The sequence below is a fragment of the Streptomyces sp. NPDC046887 genome, from assembly GCF_040644755.1.
In the GTDB taxonomy this organism is placed as follows: domain Bacteria; phylum Actinomycetota; class Actinomycetes; order Streptomycetales; family Streptomycetaceae; genus Streptomyces; species Streptomyces lichenis.
In genome coordinates, this window is record NZ_JBEYXH010000014.1 from 72,975 (window position 1) to 88,504 (window position 15,530).

A 15,530-nucleotide genomic window follows, 5' to 3' on the forward strand; every position below is an offset into this window, starting at 1 on the left:
GACGGCTGTCGGTCAGCCGGTGCGCTCCTCCGCCTTCAGCGGCGGTTCCGGCGGGGTCGTCGGCACCGGTGCGAAGAGCACCGCACGGGCGACCTTCGGGGCGAAGAGCACGGTGACCGGGTTGACCAGGGCCAGCACGGAGCGGAAGGCCCTGCCCACCACCGGGTCGCCGGTGTACCGGGCCTGCACCCGGCCGAGGTACCAGGCGGCCGGGCGCTGGATCGCCGGGGTGCCCAGCACGTTGCCCTCCGCGCCCGGCATCTTCTTGTCCGCCCCGCTGGAGATGGCCCAGGCCTGCGCGGAGGCGCGGAACACGGCCCGCTGCACCCGCCGGGTGGTGGGCGTCCGGCGGCGGTCCGCCAGGGCGTCGCGCAGCGCCAGCGCGCTGAGGGCGGCGACCGCCATGCCCTGCCCGTAGATCGGGTTGAAGGTGCACAGGGCGTCCCCGGTCGCCAGGAATCCGGCGGGGCGCCGCCCCGGACGGTCGTAGCGCCGCCGGGTGTTGGCCGTCCCGCGGAAGCCGCGTACCGGAGACTCGGCACGCGCCATCCGCAGCCAGTCGTGCACGATCGGGTGAGGCAGCCGCTTCGCATAGTCCTCGAACGCCGCCCCGTCCGTGGGCGGTTCGTCCCCGCGCAGCCCCGACAGGGTGACCAGATGGCGCCCGCCCTCGATGGGGATCACCCCGCCGCTGTACGGCTGGTCCGGGCCCGGCAGCAGGTAGTAGCCGAGGCAGTCGGCCAGGGTGCCCTCGGAGCCGTCCCGGTAGACCCGGGTGGCGTAGGCGAGACCGGTGTCGATGCTCTCCTCGTACGGGGGTTCGGCGCCGATCGCGTCGAGCCATCGGGGCGCGGGGGAGCCGCGTCCCGAGGCGTCCACCACCAGGTCCGTCGTCAGCGGCCGGGTCTCCGTGCCCGCGCCCTTCTCCCGCAGCAGCACCCCGTGCACCCGGGCGGCGTCCCCCAGCAGCCCGACGACCTCGGTGCCCTGCACCGTACCGATCCGGTCATCCGCCAGTACGCGCCGCCGCAGCAGGTGTTCCAGGGCGGGCCGGGTGCCGGTGTAGAGCGGGGAGGTGGCGGCGGTACGCCGGAACCACCGGCCGCCGTGGTACTGCACCATGTCCTCGGGCATCCCGACCCGGGGCGCCCCCGAGGCGCGCAACTCGTCCATCACGCCCGGCAGCAGCTCCTCCAGGGCCTGCTGCCCGCCCTCCAGCAGGACATGGGTGTGCCACCCCTGCGGCACACCCGCGCGCTGCCCTGGCTCCTCGGGGAAGTGGTCCCGCTCCACGATGGTGACCCGGGCCGCGTGCTCGGCCAGCACCCGGGCCGCGAGCAGTCCCGCGATGCCGCCGCCGATCACCACGGCGTGGCGGTTGCCCGCCCCCGTACCCAACTGCTCGCCCATGCGCGCCCCTTCGCATCGTCGGATGGCAACCGGCCCAGTATCCCGGACCGGGCCCACCTGGTGCGCAGAGGCGCTCCCGGCGGCGGACCGGGCCCTGTGCCGGACGCCGGGCGGCGCTCCGGCCGACGGTCGCGCCGCTGACCCCGCGAGCAGCCGCACGAGGAGGGCAGCGAAAGTCAGTCCACTGGGAGTGAATTGGCCTTGTTTCTCTTGGGATTGGTCCCGCTAGCGTGCGGCCATGCGATTCCATGTGGTTGACGCCTTCACCGACCGCCCGTTCGCCGGCAACCCCGCCGGTGTGTGTCTGCTGCCCGCCGGGGACTGGCCCCAGGATGCGTGGATGCAGCAGGTCGCGGCCGAACTCGGCTTCTCCGAGTCGGCGTTCGCGCTGTCGCTGCCCGACCCGTCCGAAGCGGACTGGGAGATCCGCTGGTTCACCCCGCTGGTGGAGACCAACCTCTGCGGGCATGCCACATTGGCCACCACCCATGTGCTGCGCACCGAGCGGGGGCTCATCGGCGCCGTGCGGTTCCGCAGCAGCCACAGCGGCATTCTGGTGGCGCACGCGGACGAGGACGGCACCGTCACCCTGGACTTCCCGGCCGCGCCCGGTATCGAGACCCCGCTGCCGGAGGGGCTGGCCGAGGCCCTCGGGCGGAAGCCGGACGCGGCCTTCCGCACGGGCGCGCTCGGGGACCTGCTCACCGTCCTCCCCGACGAGGAGGCCGTCCGGGCCGCCGTTCCCGATCTTGACGCCCTGGCCGAACTGGTCCGCCGCGAGGGGCTACGCGGTGTGATCATCACCGCGCAGGCCGCCCGCCCCGACCAGGGGTACGACTTCGTCTCCCGGTTCTTCTCACCGGCCGAGGGCATCCCGGAGGACCCGGTCACCGGCAGCGCCCACACCGCGCTCGCCCCCTACTGGTCGGCGCGGCTGGGCCGGGACGGGCTCACCGGGCTCCAGGTCTCCGCCCGTACCGGCCGGGTGCGTACCGCGCTGCACGGCGACCGGGTCCACCTCAGCGGCCACGCGGTCACCGTCCTGGACGGGACGCTGCACCTCTGAGTCCGGCCCCCTCCCAGCGCCCGCCGTCCTGACCGCCCGCCACCGTCCCGGCCGCGCGATCGCGCACGCACGGGCGGCTCCCGAACGCATTGTCACAGGGAGCCCCTAGAGTCTCTCCCACTCGTCACGGTGCGTCGCCGTCGACGGGTCTCATCAGCGTGCCGCCGGTCAGGTGGCGGCCGGACGGCGGGGAGAACAGCGCATGGGGTGGGTAACGGCGGGCGACTACGAAGTCGCCCTGGAGGCGGGCCGGCTGGTCTGCCGCAACGGGAAGGGACGGCTGCTCAAGTCCGTCCCGGCCAAGCTGAAGGACGATCCGGCGGTCGTCGGCTTGCGGCAGCTGACGGAGTGGCTGGAGCGGCACGAGCGCCGCTGCCTGACCGATGTCGAGCAGTGGATGGTGCGTTCGCTGCCGGTCCCCACCGCCGTGCTCGCCCGGGTGTGGCCCGACCCGGCCTGGCAGGCGGCCCTGTGCGATGTGGTGGTCACCGGTGCGGACGGCGGGGTCGCCGGATTCCTGCGGGACGTCGACCCCGACCGCGGTCTCGGCCTGGTCGACCTGGACGGCGACACGGTCCGCATCACCCCGGACGTGGTCAGCGTCCCGCACCCCGTCCTCCTGGACGACCTGGACGAGCTGCGTGAGTTCGCGGTCGAGCTGGGGGTGGGCCAGCGGGTGGAGCAGCTGTTCCGCGAGGTGTGGCACCGCCCGCCGGGCCTCGGCCCGGACAGCACCTCCGTGGACACCTACGCGGGCGGTGTCTTCAAGCAGCTGCGCTTCCTGCACGGCCGGACCACCCAGCTCGGATACCGATCCCGCGGCGGCTACGCGGTCTGCCCGGTGGTCGAGGACGGCCGGAGCGTCGAGGCGCGCATATGGATCGGCGAGCACGACGGCTACGACGACTACGGCACCGAGACGGGCCCCCTGAGTTGGACCGACCCCGCGGGGCGCACGCTGACGGCGGCCGAGGTCGGCCCCGTCGCCTGGTCCGAGGGCATGCGCATGGCGGCGGCGCTCTACGCCGGACGCGACGTGGAGAACGAGGAGCAGGCGGCATGAGCACCACCACGACCGACACGACGACGGCGGACACCACCGCCCAGCTGCCCGCGCAGGCATCCGGCACGGACCCGGCCGCCGCCACTCCCGCCGCCGAGGCCCGCGCGGCCGCCCTGCTGGAGGCCGGCGCCGTCCTGCCCGTCGGCACCACCGGGCGGGACGACGCCGACACCCTGACCGCCCGCACCTACACCCACCCCGCCCTGGGCGAGCGCCCCGTGGTCCGGCTGGTGCCGGGCACCCTGGGCGAGGCCGAGGACCTGGCGCTGGAGTTCCTGGGCCTGGCCCGGACCACCGAGGCCCCCGTGGTGGGCCAGGTCCGCCGGGAGACCCTGGGCTTCCCGGCCTGGGCGCTGGTCAACGACCCGGCCAACGGCCACCACGCCCTCGCCCTGGTCAAGGACATCGAGCGGCTGGGCCGGCAGGCCAAGACCCGTGCCGGAGCGGCCAAGGAGGGCTTCGACGACCTCGGCACCCGCCTGGGCCGGGCCGTCCCGCACTTCCTGCCCACCTACTACGAGCAGGTGGCGCGGCTCTTCCTCCAGGCCGAGAACACCACCTACGCCGCCACCTTCTTCGGCAAGGCCCGCGAGGCCGAGCGGGTGCACGGGCTGGCCGTGGACGAGGACCGGCAACGGGCCGTCTTCCTGGAGTTCGCCTTCGCCGGGGCGCTGACCGTCAAGGCGCTGCGCCAGTACGTACGGGACCTGGTGGCCCGGCTCGCCCCGGCGGAGGCCTGGACGCAGTTCCGCCGGCTGCTGGTCGAGCGCTGCGCCGCCGGGATGCCGCCGTACGCGGCGCTGCCGCAGGATGTGCGCGCGCTGGTCAAGGCCGCCGCCCTGGACCGCGCGGCCGCCGAACGCGACCTGGTGGCCGACCTGATCGGCTCGCCGGGCGTGGTCCGCGCCCCCGCCTCGTTCTGGGCCGCCTACCGCCCCGCGCTCCTGGACCTCGCCCGCCGGGACGCGGCCGTGCGCGCCCGGCTGCTCGGCTTCTTCCCGGAGACCTTCACCGAGGACGGCGGGGACGGGGACGGCGAGCACGGCTGGCTCGCCCTGCTGGCCGCATCCGGTGCCGAGGAGCTGCTGACCGCCCTCCCGGACGCTACCGGGGAGGGGCAGGGCGCCTCCGGGGAGGCGTCGGCCGTCTCCCCGGCGGACTGGCTCGGACGCTGGGAGGCGCACCGCAAGGGCCACCGGTCCACCTCCGGCCGCAGTCCGCGCACGCTCGCCCTGGTCACCCGGATGGCCGAGCGGCTGCGCGCCGACGGGCGCCCCGTGGAGCTGTTCCAGGGCCGCTGGCAGCGCGTCGCCGACCTGGACCTCCTGGACCTCTGCCTGGCCTCCGGCATCCCGGTGGCCGACCCGGAGGCGCCGGGCCCGGACGCCTCGCGCCGCCCCGCCCTCCCGCTCGTCCGGTGGCTCGCCGACACCGAGCCCGGCGCCCGGGACCTCACCGCCGTCGCCGCAGAGCCCGTCTTCCGCGCCCTGCTGCGCCGGACCGTCGGCGACCTGGGCAACGGCCACCACAACCGCCCGGACGACGACACCCTGGCCACGCTCGCGGCGCACCCGGTGCTCTCCGCGGTGCTGCGCGAATGGCTGACCGCCCGCGCCGAGGAGTACACCGCCGCGCGTGGACTGCCCGCGCTGCACTCCGCCCTCGGCAGGATCGCGGTGTTCCGCCCGGTGGCCGGACAGGTCGCCCCGGAGGCGGTCCGGCTCCTGAAGGCCCATGAGGTGGCGCCGCTGCTCGCCTCCTCCCTGCGCACCGGTGTCCTGGACGAACTGGGCTGGCCCGCGCTGGACGAGACCTGCGCCGAACTGACCGCGGAGGCGGACGCCGCGGCGCGCCGCAACCAGCGGTCGCAGGGGGTGAGCGTCACCGGCGCCTGGCCCGCCCTGGTCCTCAGCACCGTCGAACGCGCCGTCGTCGTCGGTCCCGAGGGCGTCCTGCTGCGGCACACGCTGCGGCTGCCGCCGACCGCCGACCACTGGCGGGCGCCCGCGTTCCGCTACGTCGACGGCGAGTTGCTGGTCATCTGGTGGGAGGACGGCACCCAGCGCGGCTACTGGTCCCACCGCCCGGCCGAGGTGTTCACCCTCGGCGGCGAGCAGATCCCCCGCTGGGGCGGCTCCGGCACCTCGGAGGAGGTCTGCCTGCCGCTGCCCGGCGGCGGCCGCGCCACCGGCGGCAAGGCCCTGCACGCGGGCGACACCTCCCTGCCGCCGCACCGCGCCCTGCTCTCCGACGGCACCGGCTACTGGCGGGAGGGCCATCAGGGCCGGCAGCACGTCTGGCTGGAGTACGACCCGGTAAGCGGCACCCACGGCCGGGCCTCCCTGCCCGCCTTCCTGCGCTCCGCGGTGCGGGACGGCAGCCGGCTGCTCTCCGAGCACTGCCAGGTGCTGCCCCTCCAGCCCGGCCTGGAGAACACCCCGCTGGGCACGGACGGTACGGTCCTGGGCCGCTGGGTCCGCCGCACGGTCACCGAGCCGGGCACCGCCGCCCCCGCGGACGGTCACCGGATCACCGCCGGCACCCCCGACGGCCACACCGTGCGGCTGCCGCACCCGCTGCCCGGCGGCGGCAGCCCGGTCCCCCTGGGCGCCCTCACCCTGCCCGGCGGATCGCGGCCCGTCCTGGTGCGGGAGCACCGCTGTGTGGAGGCCTACCCGGCGGACACCGACGGCACCGGCGGCAACCTCTGGTCCGTCACCCCCGACTCCTGGGGCGGAGGAGACGCGCCAGGCACCCCCTATGTGCCGCCCGTCGCCTACTGGCACGCCCTGCGCCCCCGGGACGAGCGGGGCTCGGCCGCCCTGCGGAGCCTGGACGACTCCCGGGCCGGACAGCTGATGAAGGAGGTGGCCGCCGCGGTCGCCGCGCACCTGGCGGCGTTCCGCGCCGTGGAGGAGTACACCGGGCCCTCCTCCCGGGAGCTGAGCGAGCAGGCCGTCGCCCGGGTGCTGCCCGAGGTGACCGACGCCCGGCTGCGGGCCGGCGTCACCGCCGTGGTCCGCGGTGCCGTGGACCGGGCCGCCGCGATCGCCCGCTACCTGGAGTCGCCCCAGCCCGCCCAGCCGGCCACCCCCCGGGACAACGCCCGCACCCAGGGCATGTTCTTCGACCGCTCGCCCGAGCACGCCGACGACAACACCCTGCGCGAGGCCACCGCCTGGGGCCCCGAGCGGATGTACGGCGGCTGGTGGGGCGGCGAGGCACGGTGGGGCGCCGTCCGGCAGATCCTCGCCGTGAACCATGTGCTCACCGGCGAGCCCGCGTTCGGCCCGCCCGTCCCGGCCAAGAACCCGTTCACCCCCGCCGACGGCTGGCAGCGCGACGAGCAGACCGTGCCCGGCGACTCCCTGTCCTGGCCCGCCCTTCTCGACCAGCTGCCCGAACTGGCCTACCGGGCCGCCTCGGCGGCCACCTCCCCGGAGCACCGCGCCGGGCTGCTGGTCCTGCTGGACACCCTGGCCGAAGGCCCACTGGCCGACCCCGAGGGCACGGTCCGCCAGATCGAGCTCATCGAGCCGTACGCCATCCGAACACCCGGGCAGGGGGGCCGGGACGCCGTCCAGCGCCTCGGGCAGGTGCTGCGCAAGGGCGAGCGCACCGTGGTGGTCGTCGGGGAGCGCAGCCGCGACTACCGCAACGACACCGCGCGCTGGCTGGCCCTGGACCACGACCCCACCGGCGTTTTCGGGCCCGTCCCCGGCTTCACCCTGGACGGCGAGCACCTCCATCGGCAGGGCATCGACCGCGACCGGCTCACCCGGCTCACCACCCTGGTACGGGAGCGGGGCCCGGCGCCCTGGCGCCCGGAGGCCGCCGAGGCGTTCCACACCGCCACCGGCATCGGGGCACTCCAGTCCACGGCCCTGCTGTCCGCCGCCGTAGCGGAGCCCGGCGCCGAGACGCTCGCCCTGCTGGGCACCAAGGCCCGGGTCTTCGAGACCGCCCAGGCCAGGTTGCACGCCCTGCCCCGGGACGCCCGGCACGCACTGTGGCGGGCGCTGCTGCCCGCCGACCCGGCCCAGCTGTGGACCAGCGGACCGGACGTACCGGCCGCCGCCGAGGTCTGGCGGGAGCGGCTGGCCTCGCTGGTGCGCGTCCCCGAGGAACTGGACGCGGACCTGACCGGCACCCGCCCGGCCGACATCGACCGCGTCCTCAACGCGGACTCCCGTACCTGGCTGGACCGGGTCGTCCCGATCGAGGACGGCACCGGCCGCCCCGGTTTCCACCAGGTGAGCGCGCACGGTGCGCTCGAATCGGCGCTCACCGCGCTGCGCACCCTCGCCTACGTCCTGCCCCAGGGCCACCCCCTGCGGGACCGACTGCCCGTCGGCCTGGCGGCCGTGCGCCGCCGTCTCGCCGATCCCGACCTGGTGCTCGACCTCGGCCTGGCCTGGACCGAGACGGGCGACCCGGTCGGCCCCGCCGTCCGTGCCGCCTACGGGCTGCCCCCGAAGGGAGCGGCCGAATCCGACGGCCTGGTCCGGGCCGGCAGCGCGCTGGTCCTCGTCCCGGGCTACGGCGACCAGGAGCAGCTGCTGATCCGCCCGGCCGGCCTGCAAGGCCCCGAGGACCCGGCGTTCGGACTCGTCGAGGGCACGGTCGGCGGCTCCCGCTCCGGTGATCTGCGCGCCCTGCGCGCCCTGCTGAGCCAGGAGCTCGACACCCTGGTCACGGCGGGCGCCCCCGACGGCACCCCGCAGTACCCGGCCCAGGACCCGACCCGTGCGGGGCCGGAGCTGGTGGCCCAGGTCGCGGACACCCTCGGCCTCACCCCGGACGCCGCGGCCCTCTACCTCATGCTGCTGGCCCTGCCGGACCCGACCGACCGCAACTGCGCCCGCTGGACCGAGTGGAAGCCCGCCCGCGCCAAGAAGGCCCGGGCGGAACTCGCCGCCACCGGCCTGGTCGTGGAGGCCAAGCGCTCCCGCGCCGGCCGCACCCTCTTCCTGCCCTGCGGCTGGCTCGAACGCGGCACCCCCGGGCTGCCGCTGGAGACCTGGAAGGAAGGCCTCTACCCGGTGACCGGCTCCACCCGGACCCTGCCGCACCTCCCCGTGCCCGAGCTGTTCGCCGCCGCCTGGGCACGGGTCCGGGGCGGCGACGCCCCCGCCTACGAAGAACTGGACACCCGCGCACCCCGGAAGGGCCGCCGCCGATGACACACGACACCACGACCACCACCCTCGGCACCCCCGAGGGGGACGTCCCGGCGGCCCCCGGCCGGGAGAACCGCCAGACCACCCCGCCCGAAGACCGGTACGCCATCGAGCTGGCCTTCCTCGCCGCCCATGACTCCGGGCCCCGCCCGCCGGGCTGGCGGCTCACCCCGCGCGCCGTCGTCACCTTCGTCATGGGCAGCGCCGGAGAGCCCCTGACCCTGCCGAAGGGCGCCAAGCCCGGCGCCGGGGTGCCACACCGCCTGGTCATCGAGCAGAAGTTCGTCGGCGAACGCGCCCTGGTCGAACGGTGCGTGGTCACCCTCGCCGGAGAACGCGGCCTGCTGCTCGTCGGCGAACCGGGCACCGCCAAGTCGATGCTCTCCGAGCTGCTGTCGGCGGCCGTCTGCGGCACCAGCGGGCTCACCGTGCAGGGCACCGCGGGCACCACCGAGGACCAGCTCAAGTACGGCTGGAACTACGCCCTGCTGCTCGCCCAGGGCCCCACCGAGCAGGCCCTGGTGCCCTCCCCGGTGCTCACCGCCATGACCCGGGGCGCCGTCGCCCGCGTCGAGGAGGTCACCCGCTGCCTCCCCGAGGTCCAGGACGCCCTGGTCTCCCTGCTCTCCGAGCGGCGGATCGCCGTCCCCGAACTCGCCGGCGGCGAGAGCGCCCAGATCCACGCCGCCCCCGGCTTCACCCTGATCGCCACCGCCAACCTGCGGGACAAGGGCGTCTCGGAGATGTCCGCCGCGCTGAAGCGGCGCTTCAACTTCGAGACGGTCGGCCCCATCGGGGACATGGACGCCGAGACCGCCCTCGTCCGGCGCCAGTCGCGGGCCGCGGTCGAACGCGCGGGCGCCGCCTACCAGGTGGACGACGCGGTGCTGGAAGCCCTGGTCACCGCCTTCCGCGACCTGCGCGAAGGCCGCTCCACCGAGGGCTGGGAGGTCGAACGCCCCTCCACGGTGATGAGCACCGCCGAGGCGGTCTCGGTCGCGGGCGCGCTGGGCCTGGCCGCCGTCTACTTCCCCGGCGACCGGGATGTGCTCTCCCTCCTGCCCGGCCACCTCCTCGGCGTCGTCCGCAAGGACGACCCCGCCGACGCGGCCCGGCTGCTGGGGTACTGGGACGGACCCGTCCGCCGCCGCGCCGAGCAGGGATCGGCCACCTGGCGCGCCCTGTGGGACCTGCGCGCGGTGCTGGAGAACTGAGGATGAGCCAGACGACCACCACCCCCGCTGAGGCCGCGGTGGCGCCCGGCACCCCGGAGGCGGCGGTGGCGGCGCTCGCCGCCACCGGGCCCGGGCTGCCCTGTCTGATCGGGGTGCGCCACCACGCGCCCTCGCTGGCGGCCGCCCTCCCGGCGCTGCTGGACGCGGCGGCCCCCGATGTCCTGCTGGTGGAGCTGCCCGCCGAGTTCCAGCCCTGGCTGGGCTGGCTGGCCCACGAGGAGACCGAGGCCCCGGTCGCGCTGGCCGCCGTACCGGCCGGTGGACCCCACCCGGGCGGCGAACGGCAGCCCGCGTTCTACCCGTTCGCCGACTTCTCCCCGGAGCTGGTCGCCCTCCGCTGGGCCGCCCGGCACGGCATCCCCGCCGTGGCCTGCGACCTGCCGCTGGCCCACCGCGCCTGGGCCCGTGGCGGCGGCCCGGACACCCCGGCCCTGGCCCCCGCACCGGCGGCCCCGGCCCCGGACGGCCTCACGCCGGGGGAGGGCCCGGGACCGTCCGCCGCGCCGGGGGAGGACCGCCGACTGTCCGTCGCGCCTGAGGTGGGCTCTGGGCTCTCCGCTGCTCTCCGCTCCCGGCTCACCGGGCGGGAGGGTGACGACCTGTGGGATCGGCTGGTCGAGGCGCCCGCCCCGGGCTCCACCCCGGAGGCGCTTCGCCGGGCCGCCCTGCTCACCGGCTGGGCGCTGCGGTACGAGGCCGAGGCGCGGGGCGCGGTGGACGGCACCGACCTGGTGCGCGAGGCCTGTATGCGGCGGCATATCGCCGAGGCCCTGGCCGAGGGGCGGCGGCCCGCCGTGGTCGTGGGGGCCTTCCACACCCCGGCGCTGCTGTCGGCGACGGGCGGGGCCGGGACCGTGGAGGAGAAGGGGGCCGAGGAGGACGAGGGGCCCGGGGCGTGCACCGTGTCCCTCATCCCGTACACCTACCCGCTGCTCGACTCCCGCTCCGGCTACCCGGCGGGCATCCGGGACCCGGAGTGGCAGCACACCGTGCTGGAGTCGGCCGGAGACCCGGCCGCGCTGCACGAGGCGCTGATCCGCACGGCGGTACGGGTCTGTGCCGCGCTGCGCGAGCAGGGGCACCCCTACGGCCCGGCGGACGGCCGGGAGGTGGTCCGGGTGGCCGGGGACCTGGCCCGGCTGCGGGATCTGCCCGCGCCCGGCCGGGGCGAGCTGCTGGAGGCCGTGCAGACGGTGCTGGGGAGGGGCGAGACCTACGGCACCGGCCGCGCCGTCGCCCAGGCCCTGGAACAGGTCCTCGTCGGGACGCGCACCGGACGCCCCGCGCCCGCCGCGCCCCGCAGCGGTCTCGGCCCCGCCGTGGAGGCCGAGGCCGAGGAGCTGAGCCTTCCCGGGCCGGGGGACGCGCACGAGAAGTCGCCGCGCGACCTCCGGCTCGACCCGGCGCGCTCCGCCCTGGACCGGCGCCGCGAGCTGCTGCTGCGCCGACTGACGGTCTGCGGCATCCCGTACGCGCAAGAGCAGGACGTGACCGGCGCCGGAGGGACCGAGGCGCTCACCACCCGCTGGCAGGTCCGGTGGACCCCGGCGACCGCCGCGATGCTCACCGCCGCCGGGGCCCGTGGCGTCACCCCGGCCCAGGCGGCCGAGGGGGTGCTGCGGCAGCGGCAGGCCGCCGAGCGGGCGGCACAGGGCCCGACGGCCGCGCAGGTGGTGCGGGGGCTCACCCAGGCCGCCGAGTGCGGGCTCCCCGTCCTGACCGGCGAGCGGCTGACGGAGTTGGCGGCGGTGCTCCCCGCCGCCGGCACCCTGCCCGAACTCCTCGCCGGTCTTGACCTGCTGGACCGTCTCGCCGCCGGTCATCTCCCCGGTCTGACGGCCCCGGACCCGCTCCCGGAGGCGCCGCATACGGGGACGGGCCACGCCCGTATCGCCCACGCGGTGGAGCTGCTGACCTCGGCGGCGGTGCGCCAGGTGGACGGACTGACCGGTTCCGACGAGCCCGAGGACGCCCGTGCGCTGCTCGAACTGGCTCAGCGCGCCGACCGGTTGGGCGGCATCCGGCTCACCGACGCCCTCGCCCGGCTGGCCGCCGACGGCACCCCGCTGATCGCGGCCGCCGCCGGGGCCGTCCGGGTGCTCACCGGCCACGAGGAGGCCGAAGCCTTCGGCGTACGGGTCGCCTCCTGGGTGGACGGCGCCGTGGACAGTGCCTCCCGGGCCGCGCTCACCGCCCGTCTCACCGGTGTCCTGACGGCGGCGGGCCCCCTGCTCACCGTCGGCGCCGCCGCCCTGGATCCGCTGCTGCACCGGGTCGTGGAGCTGCCGGACGCCGCGTTCCTGGCCCGGCTGCCCGCCCTGCGCGGCGGGTTCGACACCCTGAGCCCCGCCGCACGGGACCGGCTGCTGGACACCGTGGAAGAACGGCTCGGCGAACGGGTGGACAGCCTGGACGGCGACGACCCGGCACAGCTGGCCCGCCGCACCGCCGCCGACCTCGCGGCCCGCGATCTGCTGGCCGCACTCGGCCTGCCGCTGCCCCGACCCACCGGCCCCCTCCCCCCGACCACCGGCCCCGCCCCCACCCCTTCCCCGACCCAGGCACACACCCTCGCCTCCGCCGACCGCTGGCGGCTGGTCCTCGGCCGCCGCACCGATGAACTACCCTCCGGCGCGGCCCGTCTGGCGACCGCGCTGGACGAGCTCTACGGCGCGGGGCGCGGCGAGGGTTCGCGCGGCGGGCTGCCCGGCGGCGGTCCCTCCGGCCGCGGCGGCCGGGAGGCGTCGTTCCCCGGGGTCCGCGAGTGGTCGGAGGAGCTGGCCGCGCTCTTCGGGCCGGGCGTACGGGAGGAGGTGCTGGCCGCCGCGGCCGCGACCGGCCGGCCGGATGTCCTCGCCGAGCTGGACCCGGCCGCCGCCACCCCCTCCGTGGAACTGCTGCGCACCGTCCTGCGGTACGCCGGCGGTCTCCCCGAAGCCCGCCTCGCGGCGCTGCGCCCGCTGGTCGCCCGCCTGGTGGACGAACTCACCCGGCAGCTCGCCACCCGGCTGCGACCGGCGCTCACCGGCACCATGCTGGCCCGCCCCACCCGGCGGCCCGGAGGCCGTCTCGATCTGCCGCGCACCCTCCGCGCCAACCTGGCCACCGCCCGGCGCACCGTCGACGGCACGGTCCAGGTCATCCCGGAGAAACCGGTGTTCCGCAGCCGGGCCCGCCGCTCGGCGGACTGGCGGCTGATCCTGGTGACCGATGTCTCCGGCTCCATGGAGGCGTCCACCATCTGGTCCGCGCTGACCGCCTCCGTACTGGCCGGGGTGCCCACCCTGAGCACCCACTTCCTCGCCTTCTCCACCGAGGTCATGGACCTCACCGGCCATGTGCACGACCCGCTCTCCCTCCTGCTGGAGGTGAGCGTGGGCGGGGGCACCCATATCGCCGCCGGGCTCCGGCACGCCCGCACTCTGGTCACGGTGCCCAGCCGCACCCTGGTGGTCCTGGTCAGCGACTTCGAGGAGGGCGCCCCGCTCGGCGGACTGCTGGCCGAGGTGCGCGCCCTGGTGGCCACCGGGGCGCACGTCCTGGGGTGCGCGAGCCTGGACGACGCCGGACGTCCCCGCTACTCGACCGGGGTCGCCGGGCAGCTGGTGGCCGCGGGGATGCCCGTGGCGGCCCTCAGCCCCCTCGAACTGGCCCGCTGGATAGGGGAGAAGACCGCATGACCACCCACCCCACCGTCACCGTCCCGGAGCAGATCGTATGACCACCACTCCGCTGCCGCCCGTCGCCCCGGAGGTGACGGCCACCCTGGTGGAAGACCTCTCGCCCCGGCTGCGCAAGCGGCTGGACGCGGCGGTCGCCAAGCTCGCCGCGTACCCGGTGCACCGTGACGGGGACACGGTGGTGATCGCGGTCGACGACGAGACCGCGCTGCGCCTGCACGCCCCGGGCGGCGTGGTAGCGACGCCGGATGCCATCGTCTGCGGCTGCCTGCTCGCCCCGGCCTGTGTGCACCGGGCGGCCGCCGCCTGCGCCGCCCCGGCGGCGGACCCGGCCGCCGAGCCCGCTGTGCCCATCGAGCCACCGGACCAGGCCCCCGCGTCCGAGGAACCCCCGGCACCCACCGCGATCCCCCCGGCCGACGAGCCGACCGACGAGGTGGCGAGCCCCGCCCAGCGGGCCGCGGCCGCCGCGCTCTGGTCGGCGGGCGCCGCCGCGCTGGAGGCCGGGGTCGACGGGGCCGGGGCGGTCGCCCAGGCGGCGCTGCTCCGGGCCGCGCACACCGCCAGGCTCCGCCAGCTGCCCCGCGCCGCGGCCGCCGCGATCACCGTGGTCACCCTGCTGCGCGCCGCCCGCGCCCACGACCCCTCCTACCGCACCGCCGACCTGGTCACCGCCCTGGCCGAACTCCTCACCACCGCACACCGGTTGCGGACGGTGTCCGGGGCGGAGCTGGCCGCCGTCCGGGGCCGCGCCCGCCGCCCGTACAGCCCGGACGGCTCGCTGCGGCTGTACGGGCTGTTCACCGAGCCGGTGGTCACCGGCTCCGGGCACGGCGGCGCCCGCACCTGGGTCGCCGGACCCGACGGCCGGCTCTACACCGTGGGCGATGTGGCACCCGGCGGGGTCGGGCGGGCGCTGGGCGTGGCCGACCGGGCCGTACGCCTCGGCGACACCGCGCTCACCCATCGGGAGCTGGGCCGGGCCGGGCTGGCCGTGGCCGGGGCGACCGTCTCCCCGGACGGCCGACTGGGGGCCGGCAAGGGCGTCAAGGCGGTGTCCGCCCGGGGCGCGGGCTGGTGGGAGCCGCCGCTCGCCGCGCTGTGGGAGGTGCCGCCGGCCGAGCAGGCGGCCCGGGCGCTGGCCTCCGTCTCCCGTTACGCGGACCCGGACGGCGGCGGCAGCGACCTGCTCTTCCTGGACGTGGAACTCCTCGGCGCGGTACGGGAGACGGGCGGCAGCTGCCTGCTGGCCCGGTGCGAAGGTGACACGGCCGTCCGCCTCGCGGTCGCCGACGACGATCCCGCCCTGGCCCACCGGGACAATCTGATGCTGCTGGCCACGGCACCGGGGGCGCGGCTGCGGATCATCGGCCGGCTGGTGCCCGCCTCCCACCCCCGCCTCACCCTGCTCGCCTGCTCGCACCCCACCGGCGAGGGCACCGTGGACCTCGGGTTCGACCGGCTGCGCCGCGCCGACCTGCCCGACCCGGGCGCCCCCGTGCACCCCGCCCCGCCGCAACCCGGCGACAGCGGGACACCGTCGGCGCTCCATCTGCTGGAGCGCCGGGTCGAGCAGACGGTCCCGGCGGGCCGGGCCGCCCTCGGCCTGCTGGGCGACACCACCGCCGAGGCCGGCCGGCTACGCCGGGCGGGCCTGCCCACGGCCGCCGGCCTGCTCACCGCCCTGTGCGCCTCGGCCGCACAGCGCGAGCGGGACGGGTTCGGCCGCCTGCTGCCCGTCGACACCGACGGCTTCGCCACCCACTGGCTCGCCGCCGCCCGCTACACGGCCGCCGTCGCCGAATCCCTCTGCGCGGCGGCCTGGCAGCCGGCCCCCGGCTCCGGCCCCGGCGAGCCCAGCTCGGCCACCGACCACGCTCACGGTCGCTGACGCGC

At 76.7% G+C, this 15,530-nt stretch carries 7 protein-coding genes; 6 read left to right on the top strand and 1 reads right to left on the bottom strand.

The features are described 5' to 3' along the window. Positions 1-12 precede the first annotated feature (12 nt). Complete coding sequence (locus tag ABZ945_RS15905; RefSeq protein WP_361269083.1) at positions 13-1,410, bottom strand: FAD-dependent oxidoreductase; 1,398 nt, start codon at positions 1,408-1,410, stop codon at positions 13-15. 238 nt (positions 1,411-1,648) lie between these two features. Between ABZ945_RS15905 and ABZ945_RS15910 the strand changes: the two genes are divergently transcribed. From ABZ945_RS15910 to ABZ945_RS15935, 6 genes are all read left to right on the top strand, one after another. Next, positions 1,649-2,476, top strand: coding sequence for a PhzF family phenazine biosynthesis protein (locus ABZ945_RS15910; RefSeq protein WP_361269086.1), 828 nt, complete (start codon positions 1,649-1,651; stop codon positions 2,474-2,476). Positions 2,477-2,678: 202 nt separating this feature from the next. Continuing rightward, positions 2,679-3,539, top strand: coding sequence for a DUF4132 domain-containing protein (locus ABZ945_RS15915; RefSeq protein WP_361269089.1), 861 nt, complete (start codon positions 2,679-2,681; stop codon positions 3,537-3,539). Beyond that, the gene (locus tag ABZ945_RS15920) at positions 3,536-8,722 is read left to right on the top strand and encodes a hypothetical protein (protein ID WP_361269092.1); all 5,187 of its coding nucleotides are present in this window, start codon (positions 3,536-3,538) and stop codon (positions 8,720-8,722) included. The genes ABZ945_RS15915 and ABZ945_RS15920 overlap by 4 nt, the downstream gene beginning before the upstream one ends. Continuing rightward, complete coding sequence (locus ABZ945_RS15925) at positions 8,719-9,933, top strand: AAA family ATPase (protein WP_361269094.1); 1,215 nt, start codon at positions 8,719-8,721, stop codon at positions 9,931-9,933. Before ABZ945_RS15920 ends, ABZ945_RS15925 begins: the two co-directional genes overlap by 4 nt. Before the next feature lie 2 nt (positions 9,934-9,935). Beyond that, a complete protein-coding gene (locus tag ABZ945_RS15930) occupies positions 9,936-13,634 on the top strand; it encodes a DUF5682 family protein (RefSeq protein WP_361269096.1) in 3,699 nt (1,232 codons plus the stop codon). 37 nt (positions 13,635-13,671) lie between these two features. Next, positions 13,672-15,525 carry a hypothetical protein gene (locus ABZ945_RS15935; protein WP_361269099.1) on the top strand — a complete coding sequence of 618 codons (1,854 nt, stop codon included), beginning with the start codon at positions 13,672-13,674 and terminating at the stop codon, positions 15,523-15,525. Positions 15,526-15,530: the final 5 nt, after the last annotated feature.

Coding starts and splice junctions, on each gene's coding strand:
- ABZ945_RS15935 (WP_361269099.1), top strand. CDS start 13,672: ATGACCACCACTCCGCTGCCGCCCGTCGCCCCGGAGGTGACGGCCACC.
- ABZ945_RS15930 (WP_361269096.1), top strand. CDS start 9,936: ATGAGCCAGACGACCACCACCCCCGCTGAGGCCGCGGTGGCGCCCGGC.
- ABZ945_RS15925 (WP_361269094.1), top strand. CDS start 8,719: ATGACACACGACACCACGACCACCACCCTCGGCACCCCCGAGGGGGAC.
- ABZ945_RS15905 (WP_361269083.1), bottom strand. CDS start 1,410: ATGGGCGAGCAGTTGGGTACGGGGGCGGGCAACCGCCACGCCGTGGTG.
- ABZ945_RS15910 (WP_361269086.1), top strand. CDS start 1,649: ATGCGATTCCATGTGGTTGACGCCTTCACCGACCGCCCGTTCGCCGGC.
- ABZ945_RS15915 (WP_361269089.1), top strand. CDS start 2,679: ATGGGGTGGGTAACGGCGGGCGACTACGAAGTCGCCCTGGAGGCGGGC.
- ABZ945_RS15920 (WP_361269092.1), top strand. CDS start 3,536: ATGAGCACCACCACGACCGACACGACGACGGCGGACACCACCGCCCAG.